At 74.9% G+C, this 24,077-nt stretch carries 17 protein-coding genes; all 17 read left to right on the forward strand.

The annotated features are described in order from the left end of the window. The first annotated feature begins 234 nt into the window (after positions 1-234). From LJE69_RS16590 to LJE69_RS16670, 17 genes are read left to right on the forward strand one after another with little or no spacing between them, the layout of a single operon-like run. On the forward strand, positions 235-690 hold the full coding sequence (locus LJE69_RS16590) for a phage tail protein (protein WP_296927135.1): 456 nt from the start codon (positions 235-237) through the stop codon (positions 688-690). Positions 691-714: 24 nt separating this feature from the next. Beyond that, entirely contained in the window at positions 715-2,337 is a 1,623-nt protein-coding gene (locus LJE69_RS16595; protein WP_296927136.1) for a hypothetical protein, read from the forward strand. Between the two features lie 25 nt (positions 2,338-2,362). After that, complete coding sequence (locus LJE69_RS16600; protein WP_296927137.1) at positions 2,363-2,908, forward strand: phage tail protein; 546 nt, start codon at positions 2,363-2,365, stop codon at positions 2,906-2,908. A 31-nt stretch (positions 2,909-2,939) separates the two neighbouring features. Continuing rightward, positions 2,940-4,022, forward strand: coding sequence for a hypothetical protein (locus tag LJE69_RS16605; RefSeq protein WP_296927138.1), 1,083 nt, complete (start codon positions 2,940-2,942; stop codon positions 4,020-4,022). A gap of 13 nt (positions 4,023-4,035) precedes the next feature. Beyond that, positions 4,036-4,203, forward strand: coding sequence for a hypothetical protein (locus tag LJE69_RS16610; protein ID WP_296927139.1), 168 nt, complete (start codon positions 4,036-4,038; stop codon positions 4,201-4,203). A 28-nt stretch (positions 4,204-4,231) separates the two neighbouring features. Further along, a complete protein-coding gene (locus tag LJE69_RS16615; protein ID WP_296927140.1) occupies positions 4,232-5,296 on the forward strand; it encodes a phage late control D family protein in 1,065 nt (354 codons plus the stop codon). Then, positions 5,293-5,934 carry a phage baseplate assembly protein V gene (locus tag LJE69_RS16620; RefSeq protein ID WP_296927141.1) on the forward strand — a complete coding sequence of 214 codons (642 nt, stop codon included), beginning with the start codon at positions 5,293-5,295 and terminating at the stop codon, positions 5,932-5,934. The genes LJE69_RS16615 and LJE69_RS16620 overlap by 4 nt, the downstream gene beginning before the upstream one ends. A 5-nt stretch (positions 5,935-5,939) precedes the next feature. Continuing rightward, positions 5,940-7,565, forward strand: a complete 1,626-nt coding sequence (locus tag LJE69_RS16625) for a hypothetical protein (RefSeq protein WP_296927142.1) — start codon at positions 5,940-5,942, stop codon at positions 7,563-7,565. Between the two features lie 21 nt (positions 7,566-7,586). After that, complete coding sequence (locus LJE69_RS16630; protein WP_296927143.1) at positions 7,587-8,021, forward strand: GPW/gp25 family protein; 435 nt, start codon at positions 7,587-7,589, stop codon at positions 8,019-8,021. A 32-nt stretch (positions 8,022-8,053) separates the two neighbouring features. Further along, positions 8,054-10,261, forward strand: coding sequence for a baseplate J/gp47 family protein (locus LJE69_RS16635; protein ID WP_296927144.1), 2,208 nt, complete (start codon positions 8,054-8,056; stop codon positions 10,259-10,261). 16 nt (positions 10,262-10,277) lie between these two features. Then, positions 10,278-12,704: a phage tail protein gene (locus tag LJE69_RS16640; RefSeq protein ID WP_296927145.1), complete on the forward strand. Its 2,427-nt coding sequence runs from the start codon at positions 10,278-10,280 to the stop codon at positions 12,702-12,704. Between the two features lie 37 nt (positions 12,705-12,741). Then, on the forward strand, positions 12,742-13,629 hold the full coding sequence (locus LJE69_RS16645; RefSeq protein ID WP_296927146.1) for a hypothetical protein: 888 nt from the start codon (positions 12,742-12,744) through the stop codon (positions 13,627-13,629). Between the two features lie 50 nt (positions 13,630-13,679). Beyond that, positions 13,680-15,431, forward strand: a complete 1,752-nt coding sequence (locus LJE69_RS16650; protein WP_296927147.1) for a hypothetical protein — start codon at positions 13,680-13,682, stop codon at positions 15,429-15,431. 32 nt (positions 15,432-15,463) lie between these two features. Continuing rightward, the gene (locus LJE69_RS16655) at positions 15,464-19,186 is read left to right on the forward strand and encodes a hypothetical protein (RefSeq protein WP_296927148.1); all 3,723 of its coding nucleotides are present in this window, start codon (positions 15,464-15,466) and stop codon (positions 19,184-19,186) included. 10 nt (positions 19,187-19,196) lie between these two features. Beyond that, positions 19,197-20,975 (forward strand): hypothetical protein, encoded by a 1,779-nt coding sequence (locus LJE69_RS16660; RefSeq protein ID WP_296927149.1) that lies wholly within the window; start codon positions 19,197-19,199, stop codon positions 20,973-20,975. Then, complete coding sequence (locus tag LJE69_RS16665) at positions 20,972-23,122, forward strand: ATP-binding protein (RefSeq protein WP_296927150.1); 2,151 nt, start codon at positions 20,972-20,974, stop codon at positions 23,120-23,122. Before LJE69_RS16660 ends, LJE69_RS16665 begins: the two co-directional genes overlap by 4 nt. After that, positions 23,119-24,075, forward strand: coding sequence for a hypothetical protein (locus LJE69_RS16670; protein WP_296927151.1), 957 nt, complete (start codon positions 23,119-23,121; stop codon positions 24,073-24,075). Before LJE69_RS16665 ends, LJE69_RS16670 begins: the two co-directional genes overlap by 4 nt. The last annotated feature ends 2 nt before the right edge of the window (positions 24,076-24,077 follow it).

Genomic DNA, 24,077 nt, shown 5'->3' on the forward strand with positions numbered 1-24,077 from the left:
TCGTGCACGGCCTTGGAATTGTCGATGCCGTTCGCTGTCCGGCGCGAGCAAGTGTCGCCCTGGAGGACGACACTCCGGCCATCGCGACCCACGGTCCGAGTGTCGGCCGGAGTGTCGGCTTCCAAGGTGACACGGATCAGCGCCGCGGGCGGCGTTGAAGAGTTGAGAGGCAACCGCGTAATTCCCTGAACCGAGCATCAACCGCCGCAACCCCGTTATTTGAGGCCCCTTGCCATGCCCGTCCAGCGTCCAACCCCCTATTCCGCCTTCAACTTCCTGGTCGCCCTCGGTGACGGCACCGAGGCCGAGGTGGCCGGCGGCTTCGCCGAGGTGTCCGGCCTCAACGCCGAGGTCACCGTCGCCGAGTACCGCAACGGCAACGTGCCGGTGAATTACGTCACCAAGATCCCCGGCATCCACAAGGCCGGCGACGTGACCCTGAAGCGCGGCGTCATCGGCGCCCAGAACATCTACGAGTGGCTGGAGCAGGTGCGCGGCGGCGCCGTGGACGCCAAGCGCAACGTGGAGGTGCGCCTGCAGGACGAGAGCCAGAGCCAGACCGTCGTGTCCTGGCGGCTCATCGGCGCCATGCCCATCAAGTGGACCGGCCCGACGCTCACCGCCAAGGGCGGCACCGACGTGGCCATGGAGGAGCTGGTGCTGGCGGTGGAGACCATCCAGCAGGCGTAGGGGCTCGCAGCGATCATGGACCTCATGGGCGGCAGAGTCAGCCTGACCCCACGCCCGGCGGGCAGCGCCGAGCCGGTGCTCGCGGCGTGCTTTATCGGGCACTGCCCGGGTGCTGTGCGCCCGCAGCGGCTGCGCCAGCCCGCCCGGGCGGCGCTGCGCGGCATCGGGCTCGGCCGCGCGGTGGACTACCTGGACGCGGCCCATCCGCTCCCCGGCGCGCCGCCGGTGGACCTGCCCGCGGAGCTCGATGACGCCACGCGAGACAGGCTCGCCGCGCTTCAGCATTTGCCACTGCCGCTGCGCTCCGCCGCGGAGCTGGACGACCTCTTCCCGAACGCCCGCACCGCGCCCACCAGCTATGCCAGCAAGCTCGGCGGCGCCGGCGCCTGGCTGCCGCGGGCGGTGGACGACTGGTTCGCCAACGGCGGCGAGCTCTTGTGGCTCATCGTCGTACCCGAGGCCGAGGGCCGCGGCGGCTTCTTCGGGCTCGGCAGCGACGCGCTCGCGGCGGAAGCCGGTGCGGGCACCAGTGCGGACCTTGGCGCGACCGGAGCCACCGGCGGCCGCCTGGCCCTGCACGAGCCGCTCGGCCTGCGCGGGCTGGCGCTGGCGCTGGCCATCCCGGACATCGGCCTGCTGGCGCTACCGGACCTCGAGCGCTTGCAGGTGCCGGCGCAGCTCGCGGGCCCTGCGCGGGTGCGGCTGCCGAACCCGGCGCCGAGCTTCCTGCCGTGCAGTGCGCAGTACAACGACGGCCACCGCGAGCGCCGCGACGCCCCGGAGATGCTCACGCCGGCGCCACCCGTGAGCACGCTGACCATCCTCGACGCCATCGCCGGTGCACTCGCCGGCTACCGGCCGGACCTCCAATGCCTCTTCGCGCTGCCGCTGGCGGCGGGCGGCGTCAACCGCGAGCCCCAACCCGACCCCGTGTTGCTCGCCGACCTGGGCGCGCGCGCCGCTCGCGGCTGGTCCGCGGCGCGGCGGCTGCAACTGCTCTGGCCCTACCTGCGCGACGACCGCCAGGGCCTGCGCAGCCCCAGCGGCGCCGTCGGCGGCGCCCAGGCCGCGGTGTCGGCGCGGCTCGGCCCCTGGCGCTCCGCCGCCGGCGTGTCCCTCTCCAGCACCGGCACGCCCTACCCGCCGACACCGCGGGAGCTGGTGGTGGCACTGCGCGAGCACCCCGGCGTGGGGGTGCTGTATCGCAGCGCGGGCGTGCTGCGGCTGGACGACGAGCGCCTGCTGGTGCCGGCGCTGCCCGCGGCCGATGCCATCGGCGCCCATGCCGCCGGCTGGCGCTCCGGCGAGGTGCAGCGCTTCCTCGGCTGGCTCATGCGCCGGCTGCGCCGCCTCGGCGAGGCGCTGGTGTTCGACGCCGACCCCGACGACCCGCGCGTGGCGCTGCTGCTGGAGCGCTTCTTCCGCGCCCTGCACGACCGCGGCGCCCTGCGCGGCGCCAGGCCCGAGGACGCCTTCACGATCCGCCCGCTGCGGCCGGCGGGGCGTGCCGGCGATGGCGTGCTGGGCTTCGAGATCGAGCTGGCACCGGCATTCCCGCTGGACCGGCTGCGGCTCACCTTCGTCAACCGTGCCGGTGAGTGGGTCACCGGTGGCCCGCAGGCAGGCACTGCCCGCGCGGCGGCCTGATGGGCATGGCGACAGGAGCGCAGCCGTGATCGAGCACTTCATCCCCTTCCGCTTCAAGGTGACCCTGTTCGCCGCCGACGCCGCCGCGCCTACCGCGCAGGCGACCCTGGCCGCCGCGGCCGGGCGCACCAGCAACGTGCTCTGCGCCGGCGCCTTCAGCGAGGTGAGCGGCCTGGAGCTGACCATGGAGCCCAAGACCCTCCAGGAGGGCGGGCGCAACTGGGGCGAAATCCAGCTCCCGGGCCGCACCAAGTTCTCCACCGTGATCCTCAAGCGCGGCGTAACCACGGTGAACGACCTGTGGGCCTGGTTCGACGTGGTGAGCCGCCAGGCCAACTACGACTACCGCCTGGTGGGCGTCATCGAGGTGCAGGGCAACGCCGACCCGGCGCAGCCGGACGCGAGCCCGCCGGTGCCGCCACGCCCGCGCACCATCATGAAGTGGACGCTGCTGAATGCCCTGCCCATCAAGTTCAAGGGGCCGGACCTGTCCGCGACGGCCAACCAGGTGGCCATCGAGGAGCTGCACCTGGTGCACGAGGGGCTGGAGCTGCAGCGTCCTGTGCCGTGAGTCATTGACATTCACCAGCCGCCACAGCGCCATGCCAGACCCCACCCGCGCCAAGCTCCTGTCCGTCAGCGGCCCCACGGACCACGGTGATCCGAACCGGGCCATCGACGTGCACTTCAATCCGAGCAGCCTGAAGGTGAGCCTGGCCAACTCCCTGTCCGCCAACGAGAAGAACAAGAACGGCAACGCCGCCCAATACCTGGACAAGAGCGCCGGCACGCTCACCGCGGAGCTGGTGTTCGACACCAGCGCCAGCGGCGACGACGTGCGCGCTGAGACGCGCCAGATCTACGAGCGCTTCATGCAGCCCGTGCCCGCGGGCAACAAGCTGAAGGCGCCGTCGCGCTGCCTGTTCCAGTGGGGCGCCTTCGAGTTCGTCGGGCTGATGCTGAGCATGGACGAGACCCTGGACTTCTTCTCCGCCACCGGCGTGCCGCTGCGGGCCACCGTCGCGCTCAAGCTCCAGCAGGACCGCTACGTGCCGCGCGCCGGCACGGCCGCGCCGGCGGCCAGCGGCAGCGACCCGACCTTCGCCGACCTCAGCACGGCGCCGCCCGACTGGAGCCCACCGGCGCCCAGCACCGACTGGCGCAGCAACACCGCCTTCAACGGCCTGGAGTCGCCGCGCGATGCGCTGGGCCGCGCGCTCAGCCTGCCGGGCGTGGACGCCGCGGCGGCGGTCGGCGGCACGGCCGGGCTGTCGCTCAAGGCCGGCGCCGGCGTCGCCGGCGCGGGCTTCAGCTTCGGCGCCTCGGCGTCCATCGGCACCGGCATCGCCGGGGCGTTCTCGGCCGCCGGGCTGTCGGCGAGCGCCAGCACCAGCCTCGGCGGCGGGCTCGCCGGTGCCTCGCTCAGCGTCTCCGGGCCGTCGCTGTCCGCCGGGCTCGGCGGCGGCGCGGGTCTGGGGGCGTCGGCCAATCTCTCGGCCGGTGCATCCCTCGGGGCATCGGCCGGCCTATCTGCCAATGCATCCGCCGGCGCATCCGCGGGCGCCAGCGCCAGCGCCTCGGCCAGCGCATCCGCCAATGCGTCGGCCAATGCGTCGGCCAATGCATCGGCCAATGCATCCACCGGCGCCCGCGCCTCCGCCGCCACCAGCGTCGGCTTCGACTGACCGGAGACCCACTATGCCCATCCTCATCGACGAGCTGGAACTGGACATCGAGCCCGGCGGCGAGCCGGCGCCGGCCACGGACCCGCTGGCAAGCGTGACGCCGGTCACGCCCGCGGAGCAGGAGGTCCTGACCCTGCTGGCCCTGGCCGACGAGCGCCGCGCGCGCCTGCTGGTGGACTGAGCCCACGCGCCCGCCGACGTGATGACCCATGCCTGATCCCGCCTACAGCAGCGCCCGCCCCCGCCTCAAGGTCGGCGATGCCGAGCGCGCGGACCTCGCCGACGCCCTGCAGGCGGCAACGCTGAACATGCCGCTGCACGGCATGGCCCACGGCGAACTGCTGCTCAACTTCTTCGGCGCCGACGCGGACGACTCGGCGCCGGACTTCCGCTTCACCGACATCGCCCTGGGCGACCGGGTGCAGGTGGGCTTCGGCGAGGATGCGGCGCTGCGGGTCTTCGACGGCGAGATCACCGGCATCGAGGAGCGCTACGGCGACGGCGCCCCGCGGCTGGTGCTGCTGCTCCAGGACCCGCTGCACCGCCTGGGCCGCGCCCGCGCGCCGCGGGTCTACGCGGCCACCACGGTGGACGACCTGCTGCGCGCGGTCGCCGAGCGCGCCGGGCTGGCGCACGACGTTGCCGTCTCCGACGCCGCCAGCGACTGGCACCAGCTCAACGAAAGCGACCTCGCCTTCCTGCTGCGGGTGATCGGGCCGTTCGGCATTGCGCTGCGCATGCACAACGGCGTGCTGCGCGCCCGCGCCGAGGAGCCGGACCCGGCGCCCATCACCCTGGATACCGCCGACAACGCCATGACCGCGCGGCTGCTGGCGGACCTCGCCCACCAGCCCACGCGCAGCGCGGTGAACGGCTTCGACCTCGGCGCCGGCAGCGCGGTCGCCGGCGAGCGCGACCGCCTGGAGCCCGCACCCGCCGGCAGTAGCGCGGCGGACCTGCTCGGCACCCTCGGCTGGGACGGCGCGGAGATCGTCCCGCGGCCCTGGCCGGCGACCGCGGCGCTGGCCCGCGCCTACGCCCGCGGCCACTTCGAGCGCCGCGCCCGCGTCTTCTGCAGCGGCGAGGTGGTCTGCACCGGCGACCCGCGGCTGCGCGCCGGCCGCGAGGTGCGGCTCGAGAACGTCTCCCCGCGCATGGCCGGCACCTGGGGCGTCAGCCACTGCGTGCACAGCTTCGATACCGGCAGCGGCTACCGCGCGCGGCTGAAGCTCCGCCGCGGCGGCTGGGGCGATGCGGGCGGGGGTGCGGCATGAACCTGCACGGCATCGGCGCGCTCGACGCCCTGCACTACGCCGTGGTGACGGACACCGCCGACCCCGACGACCGGGGGCGCATCCGCGTCAACCTGGTCTCGCTGCAACTGGCGCTCTGGGCGCCGGTGGTGACGCTCGGCGCCGGCGGCGGCTATGGCGTCGCCTGCATCCCACGGGTGGACGAGCTGGTGGTGGTGGCCTTCGTCGGCCCTGACCAGCCGCTGGTGCTGGGCAGCGTCTGGCACGGCGCCAGAACCCCGCCGGAGGACGCCGACCCGCTGGACGAGCACTATTTGCTGCGCACGCCGCGGGGCTGCGTCGTGCGCCTGGACGACGGCGACGGCCCCCGGGTGACGGTGCAGACCCCGTCCGGCCACAGCGTCGTCATCGACGACGGCGCCGGCGAGGTGCGCATCAACCGCGACGGCGACGAGGTCAAGCTCGCCGCCGACGGCATCAGCATCACCAGCAGCGCCAAGGTCACGGTCAACGCCGGCGCCGACGTGGAGGTGAACGCGTCCATGGTCTCCGTCAACGCCGCCATGAGCCGCTTCTCCGGTGTGGTGCAGACCGACACCCTCATCGCCAACGCCGTGGTGAGCGCCAGCTACAGCCCCGGCGCCGGGAACATCTGGTGACGGCCATGCCAGCGAGCACTCATCCCGTCCTGCTCACCGCGCCGCACTACGCACCGGGCGGCGGCTGCGCGCTGCACCGCTACCTGGACACGGACTTCGTGCCGCGCTTCCGCCAGGCGCTCGACGCCGGCACCCTCGCCGACCCGGCCGCGGCCGACTGGCAGCAGACGGACCGCTTCAGCCGCCACGACGACGCCCTGGTGCTGCGGCTGCCGCTGCATCGGACGTTTTATCTCATCGCCTGCGAGGCGGTCTGCGAGCGCCCCGGCCGCCCGGCGCTGGACCCGGCGCGCATCGTCTCCGCCGGCTTCGTGATCCGCCGCGTCGGCGGCGGCGCCGAGCGGCTCTGGCGCATCGACGACGGCAGCCCCGCCGGCTGGCAGCCGCTGGCCCAGGACAGCCCCGGCGGCGCGGCCGCGCCCGACCGCGACCCGGACCTCAAGCGCCGCCTCCACCAGCGCCGCCTGAAACTGGAGCGCCTGCGCAACCCGGGCAGCCGCGCCCGCCCGCGCCCGGCGCCGGCGCCCGCCGCCTACACCGGCGAGGAGACCCACCCGCTGCAACCGCTCGCGGTGACCGGCCCGGACGGGCGCCCGCGCACGGTGCTGTTCGGCTTCCTGCCCCTCGGCGGACAGTACCACCCGCCGGGAAAGGCACTGGACAACGCCGCCGGCAACGCGCTGATCGCCGCGGACCGCGGCACGCTCCCCGACCCGCTGAACCGCACCGGCAGCCTGGCCCGCCATTGGCACACGAGCCAGGCGCGGCTGGTGCAGGCGGGCCGGCCCAACGCGATCTTCGTGGCCGTGCTGCGGCTCCTGGTGCAGCGCTATCACCTGGGCGAGGCGCCGGCACGCGACGACGACAACCTCGACCTCGCCGCCTGGGCCGCGGCGCAGCGCTTCAGCGCCGGCTTCAGCTTGCTGGATTACCTGTCCGCCCACGCGGCCGTCCAGTCGAGCGGACAGCCCAACGCCCTGGTGCGCTGGCTCGCCGAACGCGACCGCGCGGGCGATACGGCCGACACGCCGCTGCCGGCACGCCCCCGAGACGGCGGCGCGCTGGACGCCTCGCTTACCATCACCGCCGACGACGCCGAGGAGCTGCGCGAGGCCCTCGGCGGCCGGGTCCTCGCCATCGCCGAGCGCCTCGGTAGCGAGGTCCCGGTACCGAAGTTCCAGCAGGGTCCGGACGACCTGTTCCAGGTGCTGCCCTTCCTGCGCACCCGCGACGACGACGGCTGCGAGCGCGTCACCTGGGGCAACGCCGTGCGCAGCACGCGCTTTCGCGTCGCCGCCCCCTTCGACCCGGACGCGAGCCGCCCGACCCTGGTGCAGATGCCGTCGCTGGACGATCTGCGCCGCGGCATGGCCAAGGGCGCGGCCATGCTGATTCCGCCGGACACCCAGAACCTGATCAACGCGCTGAAGCTCAACAAGGGCGCGTCGGAAGACGTCATCGGCGAGCCCGGCGGTCCCGGCCTCGGTATCCAGTGGATCTGCTCCTTCAGCCTGCCGGTGATCACCCTGGTGGCCATGATCCTGCTGATGATCATGATCGCGCTGTTGAACATCCTTTTCTTCTGGCTGCCCTGGGTGCGCATCTGCCTGCCCTTCCCCAAGCGCACCTGACGGCCCGGAGCCGACGCCCGCATGAGCACCGCCACGCCCACCATCCTGAGCTGGAGCCTCGACGGCCTGAACAAGGACGGCCGCTACGCCTGGGCACGGGACGACGACAGCTTCCGCCAGGTGATCCTCGCCATCCTGCTCACCCGCCCGGGCGAGCGGCTGCTGCGGCCCACCTTCGGCGCCGGGCTGCTGGACTTCGTGCACGAGCCGAACAACGAGACCACCCGCTCCATGATCGCCGCCCGCGTGCGCAAGGCGCTGGCGCACTGGGAGCCGCGCATCCGCGTGCAGGCCGTCGAGGTGGTCGCGGACCCGCAGGACCCGGCCGCCGCGCACATCACCATCCGCTACCTGCCGAAGCACACCGGCGTGCCGACGGCGCTCGGCCTCACCCTGAGCCTCGCCCTGAGCGATGCGGCCGCCGGGGCACCCGCCTTCGGCGCCGGCGGCGCCTGAGCAGCGCGCGCAGCACAACGGAGCCCCTCACCATGCCACTGCCCGTGCCGAACCTGGACGACCGCCGCTTCGACGACCTCGTGGCCGAGGCCCGGGCGCGGCTCGCCGGGCACCTGCCGGAGCTGACCCAGATCGCCCCCGGCGACCCGCTGCACGCGTTCACGGACCTGTTCGCCTGGCTCACCGAGACCATCCTGTTCCGGGCCAACGCCATCCCGGAGCGCCAGCGCCGGGTGGTCCTGAACCTGCTCCAGGTGCCCATCCGCGCCGCCCGGCCGGCCCGCGGGCTGGCGTGCATCGACCCACCGGCGCGCAGCAGCCGGGTGCAGCCGCTGGTGCCGGCGGACAGCACCGTCTCGGGCGCCGGCATCGACTGCACCACCGAGGGCGAGGTGCAGCCGCTGCCGCTGCTCCTGCACGTGGTCGCCAAGGAGGCCCTGGCGCCGGACCTGCTGGAGACCCTCGGCTACACGCTGGAGGACCTGCGTGCCCAGCACGGCCTCGCCGCCGACGAGACACCGCAGGCCTTCCGACCCCGGCACTTCCAGCCCGCCGACGAGCCCCTGACCCTCGCCGGCAGCCTGGATCACTGCTACTACCTGGCCCTGGCGCTGCCCCGCAGCGCCGGCGGCAACATTGGCGAGCTGCGCGCCGACCTCGCCGGCAAGGTGCTGAACATCGGTCTCATGCCCCCCGCCGCAACCGGCACGGACGCCGACGGCCTCGCCGCCGAGCTGCCGGACCGCGCGCTCACCTGGGAGCTCCTGGTGCGCGAGACCGACGGCGCCGGGGTCGAGCAGATCCGCGCCCTGCCGCTGGAGGTGGCGGCCGATGCCAGCGGCGGCGCCCGGCGCCCCGGCGTCGTGCGGCTCAGACTGCCGCGCAACGCCACGCTGATGCAGGACCTCGCCGTCGCCGACCCGCTGGAGGCCGGCGTCGGCCAGCGCCCGCCGGAGCTGCCGGAGCAGGTGGACCCGGCGCGAGTGGCGCTTTGGCTCAGGCTCGCCTGCCCCGGCGAGCCGGACTTCCCGCTCGGCTGGATCGGCATCAACGCGGTCGCCGTCACCGCCCAGGGTCTGCGCACCGACCTCATGCTCGGCCTCGGCACCGGCCAGCCGGACCAGGTGCTGGACCTGCCGGACCTGGACGTGGACCCCGCCAGCCTGGCGCTGCAAGTGGAAGACACCGGCCGCTGGGTGGACTGGACCGGGGTGGACATCCTCTACGGCCAGCCGGACAGCGCGCAGGTCTACCGGCTCGACGCCCGCGCCGGGCGCGTGCACTTCGGCGACGGCATCAACGGCCGCCGCCCGCGGGCCGGCAAGCGCATCCGCGCCGCCCGCTACCGCCACGGCGGCGGTGCGGCGTCCAACCTGCCCAAGGACAGCCTCAAGTCCGTCGCCAGCACGCCGGACCTGCGCGTGCGCCAGGAGCGCCCGCTCGAGGGCGGCATCGACGCCGAGGACGTCGCCCGCGCCGAGCGCCGCATCCCGCAGTTCCTCGCCCACCGCAACCGCGCCGTCACCGCCGCGGACTTCCGGCTGCTGGCAGCGGACAACCCCATCAACCCCGTCGCCCGCGCCGAGGTCGTGCCGGGACTGCTACCGGGCACCAGCATCCGCACCCTGCGCCGGGACGTGCCCGGTGTGGTGAGCGTCTTCGTGGTGCCGCCGGGGCCGCCGGCGGCGGTGGCCGCCACGCCGCGCCCGACCCCGGGGCTGCTGCGGGACGTCTTCGACTACCTGCTGGCGCGGGTCAGCGTCGGCACCGAGCTCTACGTGCTGAGCGCGGAATACGTGCAGCTTGCCTTGGGCGTCGCCGTGGACGTGGCGGACGCCACCACCGAGCAGGCGACCCTGCTCGCCGTGCGCCAGGCGCTGGCCGGCTTCCTGTGGCCGCTGGCGCCGGGCGGCGCGAGCGGCCAGGGCTGGGGGCTGGGCACCGCGGTGCGGGCGGCGGAGATCGCGGTGCAGGTCGCCCGCGTCGGCGGCGTACGCGCGGTGAACAAGCTGACCCTGTTCGCCCGCGGCCCGTCCAACGCCGGCCCCAATGCCGGACCCTGGCGCGCGGTGTCCACCGGCGAGTTGGTGCTCACCGACTATCAGTTGCCCGACCTGGTGGGCGTGCAGGTGCGAGGCGGCAGCGCCGACCCGACCCTGCCCGCCGGCCTCGGCGACCTGCCGGCCGGCGGCGGTGACCACCGCCGCGTGCCGGCGCCGGTAATCCCGGACCTGTGCTGATCGGAGCCGCACGCGCGTGGACATCAACGGCACCCCGTTCTTTTTGATGCGCGAGCCCGAGGAGCTCGCGCACGGCTCGTCCCGCTTCCGCTGGGACGCCGGGCGCCGCGCGCTGGTGCTGGCCCAGGATCAAACCCTGAACCTGCCGGACCTGCCGATGGCGGAGGCGCTCACGCGCTGGCGCGATGCGAAACCCCTGGTGCGGGACGCCTTCGGCCAGCTCGGCAGGCTCGCCGCGGACGGCAGCGGTATCCACATCGACGTGGGCGACGGCGCCACGCCGCTGCTGGACGGCGACCTGCACCCGGTCACCGCCCCCGCCGGGCGCTTCACGGACCTCACTATCGGCACCGTCGGCGACGACGGCCCGGGCCAGACCGCCCGGCTCGCCGCGCCCTACAGCGACGGCGCCGCCGCGCACGGGCTGCTGTTGTTCGACCTGCGCCGGCGCTGGCATGTGGCGCTGGCGCTGGACGCCCCGCTGCTGCGGGCGGTCGTCGCCGCGGACGCCACCGTCTGGGCCCTGAGCGACACCACCCTGCTGCGCCTGCTGGGCGAGCCCCTGCCGCTGCCCTACCAGCCGCGGCCGGAGCGCTTCGAGCCGCGCACCGTCAACCCGCACCCGCTGCGCGTCGACTGGACCTGGCCGCTGCCGGCACCCTGGGCGCCGCTGGCGCTGGCGGCGGACGCCGACGCCCTGTTCCTGCTCGCCCACGACGGCGACGACCAGGCCATCCTGACGCGACCGGCGAGCGACGACCCGGCGGCGCCCTGGCAGGTCTTCACGCTGGCCGGCGCCCCCTTCTGCATCGATCTGGGCCTGCTGCCGGACGGCCGGCTCGCGACCCTGCCGCCCACGCCGGAGCCGCCCGCCGAGGCCGTGCCCGCCAGCGCCCTCCGCCACCCGGACTGTCCCGTCTGGGAGCTGTCACCCGACCTGGCGGCAGACGGCGACGCCGCCGAAGCCCCGCCCCCGGCCCGCCTGATCCGCGAGCGCCACCCGCTGCGCCGGCCCGCCGGCGACCGCTTGATCGCTTCCGCGGACGGGCGCCTGCGCTACCCGGCCCGGCCCGAGCCGGCTCGCCCGGCACCAACGCTGCAACCAACCCCGGTGCTGCTTTCGCTGCCGCGGCCCGCATACCACTCGGCCGCCCGGGTGACGCCCAGGCTCGGTGACCATGGCAAGGGGCTGGACTCCGGTGCCGCCGGCAACCTCTGGCACCGGCTGTACCTCGAGGGCTGCATCCCGCCCGGCTGCGGCATTCGCATCTTCGCCAAGGTCTTCGACGACCCCGACACCCGCGCGGCGCTGCCCTTCATCGAGCAGCCGGCGCTCGCCTGGAACCCCATCGGCACCGAGCTGCCCGGCAGCCGGCCGCTGCTGGCGCCCGTGCGCGGCGAGTCCGGGCTGTTCGAGCTGCTGCTGCAGCGGCGCACCGGCGCGAGCCGCGGGTTGCGCGGGCGCTTCCTGCAACTGCGCTTCCTGTTCACCTCCGACGGCAGGCAGACCCCGGCCATCCACGGCATCCGCGTCTACGCGCCGCGGTTCTCCTACCAAGAGGCGTACCTGCCCGAGCTGTTCCGCCAGCAACTGGACCCCAACGCCCCGCCGACGCCCGATGCACCCGCCAACGGCGCCGACGTGCGCGAGCGGCTGCTGGCCGCCTTCGAGGGCGTGCTGACCCCCATCGAGGGGCGCATCAAGGCCGGCGAGGCCCTGCTGCACCCTGACAGCATGCCGGCAGCGCAGATCGGCTGGCTCGCCGAGGCTCTCGGCATGAGCGCGCCGGACTGGTGGCCGGAGCAGCGCCGCCGCCGGCAACTCCGCGAGGGCACCGAGATCCAGCGCCGCCGCGGCACCCTGGCCGGCGTGCAGTTGGCGCTGGACATCGTCACCGACGGCGGCGTCGGCCGTGGCGAGGTCGTCGTGGTGGAGAACTTTCGGCTACGACGCACCATGGCGACGGTGCTCGGGCTCGACATGGACGACAGCGACCACCCGCTCACCCTCGGCACCGGCGCCAACGCCAACAGCATCGTCGGCGACAGCCTGTTCCTGTCCGAGGCCGACGTGCCGGAGGTACTGGCCCTGTTCGCCCCCGAGGTCGCCGGCCTGGAGGAGCAGGCCGCCGTCACGGCGTTCTTCGAGCGCTACGCCCACCGCGTCAGCGTGCTGCTGCACGGCCCGGCGCGGGCGCAGGAGGCACAGGTGCGCGACTGCCTCGCCGCCGAGATGCCCGCGCGGGTGCAGTGGCGCATCGTGCCCACCGAGCACCCCTTCGTGCTGGGCCTGGCGCCGCTGCTGGCCGTGGACACCTTCCTCGAGCGGCGGCCACCACCGCGCCGGGTGCGGCTCGACGACACCTACATCGGCCGGGAGGGTCTGCTGGTGAACGCCCCCGCGCTGTCGCCCATCCACCTGCAACGGGGGCCGGCGGCATGAGCCGCATACCCGGCGCCCGCACCGGAGGTTCCAACCCATGAGCAGCACGGATTCCAGCCCGGGCGACGACACCACGCTGCGCGAGGACAGCGCGCTGGACGAGCCGCTGCGCCGGGTCGCCTACGAGGCCGGCATGCTGCTCGGGCTCGAGGCCACCCGCGCCGAGCAGACGTATCACCGCCGCCGGCTCACCCGCCAGCAGTACTGGCTGCACGGCGCCGGCACCATTGCAGGCTTAAGGGTCTGGCTGGACCCGGCCGAGAGCGACACGCCGGACGCGGACATGCTGACCCGCGTGCTGGTGGGCCCCGGGCTCGCCATCGACGCCCTGGGCCGTGAGCTCATGATCACCGAAACCCATTGCCTGGATCTGCGCGCCTGGCTCCAGGCGCAATCCGCCACGGCGCTGGCCGAGGGCACCGACGGCGGCACGCTGCGGCTGCTGCTCACGGTGCGCTACGCGGACTGCCCGGTGGCGGCGCAGCCGGTGCTGGCACGCAAGCTCAACCTTTCCACCGACGCGGTACAGCCGAGCCGCATCGCCGACGGCGTGGCACTGACCCTGGCGCCCGAGCCGCCCGCCGCCGCCGCGGCCGGTTATCACCCCTGGCCGCGCCACCCGGCAGTGCCGGAGCTGACGGCCGACGAGGAAGCCGCCGTGCAGGCGACGACCGACACGCCGGAGGCCGCGGCGCAATTGCGGCTGCACGCCCGACTGCTGCACCTGTTCGACGACGACGCCACGCCCGCCCCGGAGCCGCCGGACCCGGCCGCCGCGGCGAAGGTGCCGCTGGCCAGGCTCAGCATGCAGGCGCCGGACCTGGACAACATCGTCGTCAACCCGGCGCACATCGCCGTGGACAACCTGATCCGGCCCTTCGTCACCACCGCCGCCCAGCTCGCGCGCCTGGCGCGCGGCGGCTGATGCCAGCGCCGCCCGGCCGCCACCGCCCCGCAAGAGAAACGAGGCCAAGCATGAGCACAACGCCCGCCTTCGTCCCCCTTGGCACCGCCGGTCTCGCGGCGGAGACCGTCCAGGGCAGCGCCGACCTCGACCCGCGGCTCACCCGCAGCCGCTACTTCGACGGCCGCCTGCTCACCGCCGACGACCTCACCCGCGATCAGATCTACCTGGATCGGCGGCTGCGGGAGTTCGGCCGTGTGGTCGGCAGTGGCGTCGTGCAGGGGCTGGCGGCGGTGCTGGACACCAACACGAGCGTCCTCACCGTCGCGCCCGGCCTCGGCATCAGCGGCGCCGGCCGGGTGCTGGAGCTGACCGATCCCCTCACGGTAGACCTGGGCGACCGCGCCGCCATCGCCAGCCTCAACGCCGGCGAGTACACCCGCCTGCCGCGGGGGCTCTACGCCCTGGTGCTGAAGTACGCCGAGCAGGGCGACGGCCGCGCCGAGGTCTTTCCGACGGACCTCGCCGCGCCGCGCACCGGACAGTACGCCATTACCGTGGAAGGCGCGACACTGGGGCTGGTGCCGATTCCCGGCGCCTCGCCCATCGGTCAGCCGCTCGCCATCCGCGCCGAGCTGATGGCCCGCGCCGCCGTCGGCGAGCTGGCCATCCCGACGCTGCCGGAGGACGGCCTGCCGCTCGGCGTGCTCGCCATCGCCGACGACCGCCCGCAGTGGCTGGACCCGGAGCTGCTGCGCCAGCCGGCGCGCACGGCGCCGGACCCGGACGACGTGCAATGGGACCTGCACCGCCGCTACCAGGCGCTGCTCGCGGACGTGCTGGCGCGGCGGCGCGCCGGCGGTCTCGGCGCCGACTTCCCGGCGGCGGAGTACTTCCCGCTGCTGCCGCCGGCGGGCAGCGCGCCGAAGGACGCCTTCGACCCCGTCAGCGGGCGTCAGGGCTTCTTCCCGGAGCAATACAATGTCTGGATCAGCCCCATCCGCCGCGCCGACCTGGACCTGGTGCTGCGCGAGTCCATGCCGCTGCCGCCGCTCAACCTGAGCGCCGGTGGCAGCGCCGAGGGCGCCGACATCATCGTGCTGGCGCCACTCGGCAACCTCGACTTCGGCCGCTACGCCACCGCGCTGGAGTCGGCGGCGCCGAAGCCCACGGACACGCCGCCGCGGCTCCTGCCACGCCTGGACCCGCTCAGCCTGCGCCTGAACCCGCTGCCGGCGCGGCATCAGCTCGACCTCGACACCACCACCTGGCAGGCCATCTGGGCGCTGGTGCCCCAAGACGGGCTGCGCTACGTGCGCCGCCCCACCCGCACCGCCGAGACCACCATCAGCGGCATCGTGCTGGCGCGCGGCAGCAGCGTGCCGGCACCGGATGCGCCGCCCGGGGACAGCACGAGCACGCCGCCCGCCACACCCACCGAAGTCCCGGAGCGCATCGTCGACGAGAACGCCCTGCTGCTGGAGCGCCTGGACTGGACGCACCTCGGGCGCCTGCGCCCGCCGCAGGGCACGGCCGCCACCGACGCCTTCAAGCAGCTCCGCGCCGGCGCCAAGGACGACGCCGACACCGTCTACGCCTGCGCCGAGCTGCTCATGGTCATCGGCCAGCGCTACGACGCCATGACCTGGCAGACCCTGCTGGCCCTGGCCAAGGCCGAGTCCCTGCGCAAGGCGCTGGACCTGCTGGTGGAGCGGCTGGCCGACACCGGCACCGCCGCGGCCATGGCGCAAGTGCTGAAAGACCTCGGCGCCGACACGGACCTGCGCAAGCGCTGGGACGAAGCCGCCCGCGCCGAGGCCTGACCCGCCGCGCCCCGCACGAGGAGCACCCCCGCATGATCCAACTCACCGCCCTCGACACCGGCGCCCTGTCCCGCCCGAACCTGTTCCCGAGCCGTGCCATGGGCGAGCAGGCTTTCGACCAGCTCCAGGCATACGCCGACGCCCGCCTGGCACCGCTGCTCGCGGGCCACGCGCCGGGCGTGCTGCACGGCCTGGAGGTGGATCTGCTGCCGCCCCGCGACGGCGCCCCGGCCGGCGAGGGCCTGCGGGTGCGCGCCGGGCTCGCGGTGGCCGGCAACGGCCGGGCGCTCGGGCTCTACGGCACCGTGCGGGATACCTGGTGTGATCTCGTGCGCCGCTACCTGCGCGACACCGGCGCCGGCAGCGCCGCCGGCGTGCACTACCTGGTGCTCGGCCGCCGCTACCTGCCCTGGGACGCGAGCCCCGGCATCGACCCTTGCCAGCGCGCCGAGCTGGACCCAAACCGGGATCTGCGCACCGTGGCCATCGGCAGCCTGGCGCTGCGGCGCCTGCCCATCAGCGCCGCGGCCCTCGCCGCGATGACGGCCGCGGAGCTGGCCAACCGCATCGCCGCGGACAACGTGGACGGCGCCTTCCTGCGCGACATGGGCCACGCGGTGCCGCTGGGCCTGCTGCGCCTGGAGGCCCTCGCGGGCGACCCCACGGTGCGCTGGCAGGACGCCGATGCGGACACCCCGCTTGCCGACCTCGGTTATGCGCTGGGCTGGTTCTCCCAGTCCGCCGGCCGCTACCCGGCGTTGGCGGGCGCCGGCCACCGGGTGCTGCTGGCGCAGAGCCGCGACGCCCTGTTCGCGGCGCGGGACGCGGCCCTCGGCGCTGGCGGCAATGTCGGCGACGCCCTGGAAGCGGGCCTCAAGCTCGGCCTCCTGCCCGCCGCCGGCGAGCTGCCGCTGGAGCTGCTGGAGGACGCGGCCGCCCGCGCGCCGGCGCGCCCGCGGCTGCGCTGGCTGCCGGCGCACGTCGCCGTGGACATGGTGCCGGTGCGCGAGGCCGCCGTGCCGGACCTGGTGCAGCGCCACCTGGAGCGCAACCCGGTGGACCTGCGCCAACCCAACGGCGAGCGCCTGCGCCTGCTGCTGGCGCTATCCGCCGCGGACTATCGGCCGGACCTGCTGGACATCCCGGTCATCGACGCCAAGCTCGCGGACGACCTGTACCGCTGCCACCGCCGCGCCCACCTGGCCTGGCTGGACTGGCACCGGGAATTCGACCGGCTCTACCACCTGCTCGACCAGGGCGACCTCAGCACCGCCGAGGTCAAGGCCCTGGCGCTGCCGACGCCGGAGCCCGTGCTGGAGACGCCGGCGGCCTTCTACGACCGCTTCAAGGGCGCCCGGCGCGATGCGCTGACGGCCGGGCCGGCCGACCCGCCCGATCTCTACCCCTACGACGCGCCGAATCCGGCAGCGCCGCAGGGCTACGCCGACTGGCTCGCCGCCAACGACGGCGCGCCGCCGGCGCCGCCGACACCCGCCGTCAACGGCCTGGTGGTGCAGTACCGCACCACCCAGGTGGAGATGGAGCGCACGGACAACCGCATCCGCACGCTGCGCCAGCGTCTGGAGAAGACCCGCGACTACGTGCTGCTGCAACGCCAGCAGCTCGACAGCCAGACCGTGTCGCTCGCGTCCCTGGCCGGCGGCGTCGCCGGCGACGGCAGCGGGCTGCAGGTGGCACGCTGGCTGCCCTTCACCGAGCTGGTGGGCGCCAGCGGCAGCGACGGCGGCGGCGACGCCAGCGGGGGTGGCCAGGCCGACGGCGGCGGCGACAGCGGCGGCAGCGCGCCCCCGAGCGGCGGCACCGGCGCCGGGATCTCGCTCAGCTCCATCGGCACCCTCAGCCTGGACCAGCCCGTGCAGCTCGCGGACTCGTTCAACTTCGCCAACGCCTTCAGCGGCGTCCAGGCGGCGAGGGCCACCACCGGCGGCAGCACCAATACCAGCGGCTCCGGCATCCAGGCCGCGGGCGCGCGGGGGAGCTTCCTCCAGTCCGCCGTGAAGGGCATCCCGGCCAGCTCCAGGCTGCGGGACGCGAATGCCTCCACCGTGGAGCTGGGCCTGAAGTTCGCGCAGTTGAACCGGCTCAAGGCAGCGCCCAAGCGCGCCATCACCGAGCCGGCGTTCCAGGGCCAGAGCTACCGCTTCGGGGCCCTCGACCAGATCCGCCCGGAGGTCAACGCCTACGCGGTGGCCTTCCGCGGCATGACGCAGCTGCTGGAGACCCTGGGCGCGCAGTTCGAAGAGGCCGAGGCGGCGCAGATCCGCGGCGAGCTGGAGGGCCTCGGCGGCCTGACGGACCCCAAGGACCTGCCCGACCTGCCCGCCGGTGGCGCGAGCGCCGACAGCGGCGAGATCAACGGCATCCAGGCGCGCTACCAGGGGCTGTTCGCCGCCGGCCAGCTCCTGACCCGCCGCATCGCGCTGATGGAGGGGCGTTACGACGCCATCGAGTCGGAGCTGGAGGCGGCGCTGCGGCTGCGCATCAGCCAGGAGACCAGCCTGGAGAAGCTCGCCAGCCAGATCGAGGAGAGCCGCCAGCGCCTGGACGGCCTCGAGCGCCGCCGCGAGGAGCGCCTGGGCGACTACGGCGTCGCCCGCACCCTCAGCACCGAGGACTTCGCACGGGTGCGCGGCGAGCACCTGCAACGCATGGACATCCTGGGCACCCGCGTGCGCGGACTCTTCTACGTGCGCGAGCGCGCCGCGCCGGTGAGCATGGCGCTGGCGGACCCGCTGTCGCTGCGCCACGCCAACCCCGGCGACCCGGTACCCGGCTGCGACTGGGAGACGGACATCGCGCTGGACGCCGAGCTGAGCCCGTTCTTCGACGCCTTGCTGGAGGTGCCCATGGACGCCTGGGCGGTGCTGCGGCCGCTGCGCCAGCAACTGCCGGCCCCGGTGCGCCAGGAATACCTCTACGCGCTGCGCGGCGAGCGGCTGAAGCAGCGCACCCAGCGCGCGGTCGCGCCCGTCTACAGCGCCGCCCTCGCCGGCCACCTGGCGCCGCTGCTGCTGGCCAACACCACCCTGCTCGGCGCCTTCGGTGCTAAGCGCGCGCCGCGGCCGGCGGGCTCCCTGGCCGGCTACAACGACGCCAGCGCCCAGGTGCTGTCCCTGTCCGACCTCCTCAGCGGCGGCAGCGGCGGCCTCCAGCGCGCCGCGCAGCAACTGCACAACCGGCTGGAACAGTGCATCGGCTGCCTGCGCCGGCGCCTCGCGGCCATGCAGCCGTCGCTCCGGCTGCGCTGGGCGCAGCTCGCCGAGGACGACCGGCTGCTCGTGGACCAGGTGGGCCGCTGGCCGGGCCTCGCCGACGCCGAGGCGGCCGACTTCGACAACACCCGCACCGCCGCCGAGCTGGTGGGCTGGTGGTTCCGCCAGCTCGCCGACGCGGCCGGCGCCGACGCCCGCTCGGCGCTGAGAGACATGATCCGCGCCACCGTTATCGTCGCCGCCCGTGCCGACCCGCAGGAAATCCTCCGCGGCAAGGTGGCCGTGCCGCCGCGCAGGCTCGCCCTCGGCGAGGTGCTGCGGGTGCAGCTCAACCGACCGGCGGCCATCGGCGCACAACTGCAATTGCTCGACGACGCCCGGCGGCCCGTCGGCCTGATCCGGGTGCAGGACCAGGACGAGCGCGGCGCGGTCGCCGACATCGTGCGCCTGGACGCGGTACAGGCGACGGTCACCACGCGCTTCACCGTGCTGGCCAACGCCGCGGTGCAGAAGCTCGCCTAGGCCGCCGCTCATGACCGGCCCATCCCCCGCCAGCGTGGACCCAGCCCGGGACCCAATCCGAGCCCCAACCCGGGACCCGGCCCGCCTCGCCGCGGACGACGTCGTCGTCGGCCGGCTGCGGCTGCGGGCGGACGCCGCGCGCCGGGAGCGGGCACTGGCCGCCCTGGACCGCACGGCCTGGCCGCGGCTGTCCGGCCCGGGCGCCGGCGGCGGCCGGTGGGTGGTCCTGCGACAGCTCCGGGTGCGCACCGACCTCGGGCGCGTCGCCCGCGAGACGGCGGCCCGGACGCGCGTCCTGCTGGACGGCGCGGTGCACGCGGGGCATGTCGGTGCCGCCGATGCCCCGGCGGTCTACTTCGACGACTACGACGACCTGCTCGCCCTGCTCTGTGCCGACCTCGCCCGCGGGCTGGCCGGCGCGCGCTGGTACTGGCGGCGGCTTCTCCCGCGGCTGCGGCTACAAGGCCGGGCCAATGATGCCGGCGATCCGGCGTCGGCCGTCGCCATCCACGCCCTGCTGGCGCGCGAGCCACTGCGGCTCGGCAGCGTCTGCGCGCGGCTCAGCGAGCTGCACGCGCTGGCGCGGGTCTGGCGGCTGCTGGATCAAGCCGCCGCCCGCGACCTGCAATTGCGCCTGGCCCACGCCACGGGCCTGGAGCTCCCAGCCGCGGACGGGCGGTTGGCATCCCCGCCGCCGGCATGGACGGACCCGCTGCCCGCGCACCAGGAACAGCGCTGGCGTCCGGCGCTCACCGGCCTGTCCACCAGCGACGAGCGCGCGCGGCTCGCGGCCTGCGTGCTGCTGCTGGAGTGGCGCCCCAGCCGCCTCCAGGCGCAGACACGGGCGCAAGCACAGGCGGGGCCGGCCGCCGCCATCGATGCCGTGACGCTGGCCCTCACCGCATCCCCGGCCACCGCACCCCGCGACCAGGAATCAGAGCCCGTTTCGACGCACGAGGCGCTGACAACAGCAGCGCCACCGCCATCCCCAAGGGGCGCAGAGCCCCTGTCGACAATGGGCTCTGACCCCGCATTGGAACCTCTCTCGCACCACCGCTTGGGTGACAGGCCCGGAACCCCCGGCAACCCACGCCCGCCGGCGGCGCGGCCGCATCCGCTCTTGCGCGTTCGCGAGTTGCCGCACGCAGACCAGCCGCCCACGGGAGCAGCCCTTGCCGTCACGCCGGCCGCCGCGCCAACCGAGACCGGGACCGAGATCAGGGCCGAACCCGGGGCGGAGACGAGGTCCAAGACTACGTCTGCTGCCGAGGCCCGGTCGGAGCCGCGGCCATCGTCACCGTCCGCCGATGCCGAGCCCGGCGGGCCGCCGGTGGACGAGGCCGGATTGTTCTACCTGATCAACTTCCTGAACCGTCCGGAGGTCGCGCCGTTGCTGGCGGCATCCGGCACGCCGGAGGACGGCTGGCTGCGGCTCTGGTGGCTGGGCCGCGCGCTGGCGCTGTCCGCCGACGGTACCGCGGCGCGCTTCCTGGCGGAGCGGATCGGCGTGGCTGATCCCGTGGACCTGCTCGAGCTGCCGCCCTGGCCCGCCGTGCCACCGCTGATGGACCTGGCCCGCCGGCTCTACCCGGTCGACGCCGTCTGGCAACCCGCCCTGCTCCAGGTGCCGGGGCGGCTGCTTCACACGCCCACCCACCTGGACCTGCACTGGCCGCTGGCGGCGGTACGGCTGCCGGTGCGCCTGGCGGCGCTGGACATCGACCCGGGCTGGGTGCCGTGGCTGGGCCGGGTCGTGACCTTCCATTACGACGAACCGGCACCGGTATGAGCTGCGTGCTGTCCCCATCGATCCCCACCGAGCCGGACCGGGACGCGTCACCTGCGGACCTCGCGCGCTCGCTCGTGCTGGCCACGCTGGCGCTGTTCTGGCGCCGGGCGCTGCCGCGTGACGACGACTGCTACCGGCTCCTGCTCGACGCGCTGCGGCAGACAGCACCGACGCTGCCGGCGGTTGCCGGTGACCACTGGCCCGATGCGCTGCTGCGGGAGCACATCGTCGCGGCTCTGGCGGCACTGCGCGACGGCGACCGGCCGCTGGCCCGGCTGACCGACACGCAGCACCTGTCCGACGCGGCGCTGTTGCTGATCTGTCTCGTGGGGAGCGTCGAGCGCGAGCACCTGGTCTGCGTGGCCCTGGCCGCGCTGCAGGCACCCGCGCGGGAGCCCCGGCCCACGCTGCACCTGTGCAATGCCCTGCTGCGCGACGTGCTAGGCCAGCCAACCCCGGACGCCGAGGCGACCCTGCGCCGGCCGCTGCATCTGGGCCTGCTGGAGCACCCCGGCGATCTGCCCATGCCGCTGCGCACCCTGCGCATGGACCCGCGACTGTGGCAGCTCCTTTGCGGCGGCGAGCCGCATTGGCCCGGCTGCGAGCCCCTGCCCACCGCCGACGTGCTGCCGAACGCCGCTCAGGCCGCCCTGCCGGGCCTCGCGGCCCGATTGGGCCATGGGCTCGACGCTGGGCCCGATGATGGGTTGGGCGGCGACGCCGCGGACTGCGTGCTGCTGCGCGGCGGTCCGGGCTCCGGCCGTGCCGAGGCGGCCGGGGCGCTGGCCGCGCTGCTGGGGCGGCGCGGACTGCTCGTGGATCTGGCGCACTGGCTCGCGGAGCCCGCGCTGCGGCTCGGCTGTGCGCTGGCCGGCCGGCTGGTTGCGCTGCGCGCCGCACCCGGCCCCGGCGAGGCGCTGGCGCTGCCGCGGGTGCAGCCGCGCCTGCCGCTGGTGCTGCTGCTCGGCGAGCAAGGGAGCGTGGCCGGCGCCCGCGCCGTCGAGCTCGTCATGCCGCTGCCGGACCCGGCGGAGCGGCGCGCCCTCTGGCTGGCGGCGCTGGCCGGGCCGGCGAGCGCCGGGCTCCATGCGCCAGCCAAGGCGCGCGGCACCGGGTCGGCACAGGCCCGGCCGCGCACCGGGCCGCCGCCGGCCGAGCTGCTGGACACCCTCGCCAGCGCCCGCCTCAGCGCCCCGGTCATTCTGCGGCTCGGCGCCGAGGCGCGTACCCGGGCGGCGCAGTCGGAACAGGATCTCGCACTGGCCCACGTGGCCGCGGCGCGCCGCGAGCAGGCGGCGGCCGACCTTCGGCTCCTGGCGCAGCCGCTCGGGCGCGACGTGGCCGCGGAGGCGCTGGTGCTGCCCGCCGCGGTGGCCGCCGGCGTCGAGGAGGTGATCCTGCGCGCCCGCCGCCGCGAGATCCTGTGGCAGCACCTTGGGCCGACGCTCGCGGCCACCGCGACGCCGGGCGTGCGGGCGCTGTTCGTCGGCGAGAGCGGCACCGGCAAGACGCTGGCGGCCGGGCACATCGCCACCCGGCTCGGCGCGCCGCTGTTCCGCGTGGACCTGTCCGCCGTCATGAACAAGTACATCGGCGAGTCCGAGAAGAACCTGGCGCAGCTCCTGGACCGGGCCGCGGCGGCGGACGTGGTGCTGCTGTTCGACGAGGCGGACGGCGTCTTCGGGCGGCGCACCGACGGCAAGGACACCGGCGAGCGCTACGCCAACATGCTCACCGACTTTCTGCTGGCGCGCATCGAGACCCATCCCGGCATCGTGCTGCTCACCACCAACAGCCGCGAGCGCATCGACCCCGCCTTCACCCGCCGGCTGGACGTGATCCTGGAGTTCCCGCTACCCGGCTTCGACGAGCGCCTGGCGCTGTGGCGCAGCCACCTCGGCGCGCGGGCGCCGGGCGATGCGGCGTGCCGCTTCCTGGCCGGCAACTGCGAGCTGGCCGGGGGGCAGATCCGCAACGCCGTGCTCACCGCCGCCGCGCACGGCCCGGCGGACGGCGCCATCCCGCCGGCGGCGCTCTACCGCGGGGTGCTGGCGGAGTACCACAAGCAGGGCCGCGGCGAGCCCGCCAAGCTCGCCCGCTGGGGCGCCGGCATCACCGCAACGGCAACCTTGGAGGAAGCCCCATGAGCCCCTTGGACCTGACGCGGGTATTGATCCTCGATCCCGAGCTCGGCTTCGCGCGGCTCGCGGCGCGGCTCGCCGAGCTGGGCTGGACACCCGCCGACGCCGGCCAGGCCACGGCGCCCGCCGTCGCCGGCGAGCCCGCGCTCGCCACCTGGAGCCGTGGCGGGCACAAGCCGCACCTGGTCTACAGCTGTAACCCGGTGGCCTGGCTGCGGGTGCTGGACATGGACACCTGCCCGCCGCTGCTGCGCGGGCTCATCGCCAACGCCCTGCCCTGGCTGGACCAGGACGCCTTGGTGCAGCGGCTGTACACCCCCGCCGCCGAAACACGGCTGCACGCCATCTGGGGCCTCACGGAGCTGGAGGCGCTGGATGCGCTGGACGCCATCGCCGCGCTCGGCACCGACACCGAGCCGCTGGTGGCCGACGCCGCGGCCCGCGCCGTCGAGCGCCTGGCCGCGATCGCCGAGGCGCGCGCCGAGACCATGGCGGCCCTGACCACGGTTGCGCAGGCGGCGGAGCCGGTGGTGCGCGGCCTGGACAACCCGGCCTTCACCCGCACACTGATGCCGGCGCGGGAGGACTGTCTCGCGCTGTTCGACGCCCCATTCGCCGACGCCCTGCTGCCGCTGCTGGCGGAGTTGGCCCGGCGCCCGCCGCGGCTCGCCCCCGGCGGCCGGCTCAGCGAGCTCGCCATCCACGCCGCCAACGCCGGCCTGCTGCGCTTCCCGAACCCCGCCAGCGCGCCGTTCCCAACCGGTTGGCGGGACATCGCCCCCTGGCTCCTGCCCGCGCCCGTCTGGCTGTGCTGGCGCTGGTCCACGCCCGGCGAGCGCGCGGGCGTCACTGGCGACGGCCTCGTCTGGGTCAACGGCCGCTGGGTCTGGCTGCCGAAGCTGCCGCGGCGCATGGCCCCGCTGCTGGCGGAGACCCTGCACCCGCACGGCCTGCACTGAGG

The organism is Thiohalocapsa sp. (assembly GCF_022340605.1).
Lineage (GTDB): Bacteria > Pseudomonadota > Gammaproteobacteria > Chromatiales > Chromatiaceae > Thiohalocapsa.

Bases quoted from the DNA above. Each gene is read 5' to 3' on its own strand.
- LJE69_RS16590 (WP_296927135.1), top strand. From the start codon at position 235: ATGCCCGTCCAGCGTCCAACCCCCTATTCCGCCTTCAACTTCCTGGTC.
- LJE69_RS16595 (WP_296927136.1), top strand. From the start codon at position 715: ATGGGCGGCAGAGTCAGCCTGACCCCACGCCCGGCGGGCAGCGCCGAG.
- LJE69_RS16605 (WP_296927138.1), top strand. From the start codon at position 2,940: ATGCCAGACCCCACCCGCGCCAAGCTCCTGTCCGTCAGCGGCCCCACG.
- LJE69_RS16610 (WP_296927139.1), top strand. From the start codon at position 4,036: ATGCCCATCCTCATCGACGAGCTGGAACTGGACATCGAGCCCGGCGGC.
- LJE69_RS16615 (WP_296927140.1), top strand. From the start codon at position 4,232: ATGCCTGATCCCGCCTACAGCAGCGCCCGCCCCCGCCTCAAGGTCGGC.
- LJE69_RS16620 (WP_296927141.1), top strand. From the start codon at position 5,293: ATGAACCTGCACGGCATCGGCGCGCTCGACGCCCTGCACTACGCCGTG.
- LJE69_RS16625 (WP_296927142.1), top strand. From the start codon at position 5,940: ATGCCAGCGAGCACTCATCCCGTCCTGCTCACCGCGCCGCACTACGCA.
- LJE69_RS16630 (WP_296927143.1), top strand. From the start codon at position 7,587: ATGAGCACCGCCACGCCCACCATCCTGAGCTGGAGCCTCGACGGCCTG.
- LJE69_RS16635 (WP_296927144.1), top strand. From the start codon at position 8,054: ATGCCACTGCCCGTGCCGAACCTGGACGACCGCCGCTTCGACGACCTC.
- LJE69_RS16645 (WP_296927146.1), top strand. From the start codon at position 12,742: ATGAGCAGCACGGATTCCAGCCCGGGCGACGACACCACGCTGCGCGAG.
- LJE69_RS16650 (WP_296927147.1), top strand. From the start codon at position 13,680: ATGAGCACAACGCCCGCCTTCGTCCCCCTTGGCACCGCCGGTCTCGCG.
- LJE69_RS16655 (WP_296927148.1), top strand. From the start codon at position 15,464: ATGATCCAACTCACCGCCCTCGACACCGGCGCCCTGTCCCGCCCGAAC.
- LJE69_RS16660 (WP_296927149.1), top strand. From the start codon at position 19,197: ATGACCGGCCCATCCCCCGCCAGCGTGGACCCAGCCCGGGACCCAATC.
- LJE69_RS16665 (WP_296927150.1), top strand. From the start codon at position 20,972: ATGAGCTGCGTGCTGTCCCCATCGATCCCCACCGAGCCGGACCGGGAC.
- LJE69_RS16670 (WP_296927151.1), top strand. From the start codon at position 23,119: ATGAGCCCCTTGGACCTGACGCGGGTATTGATCCTCGATCCCGAGCTC.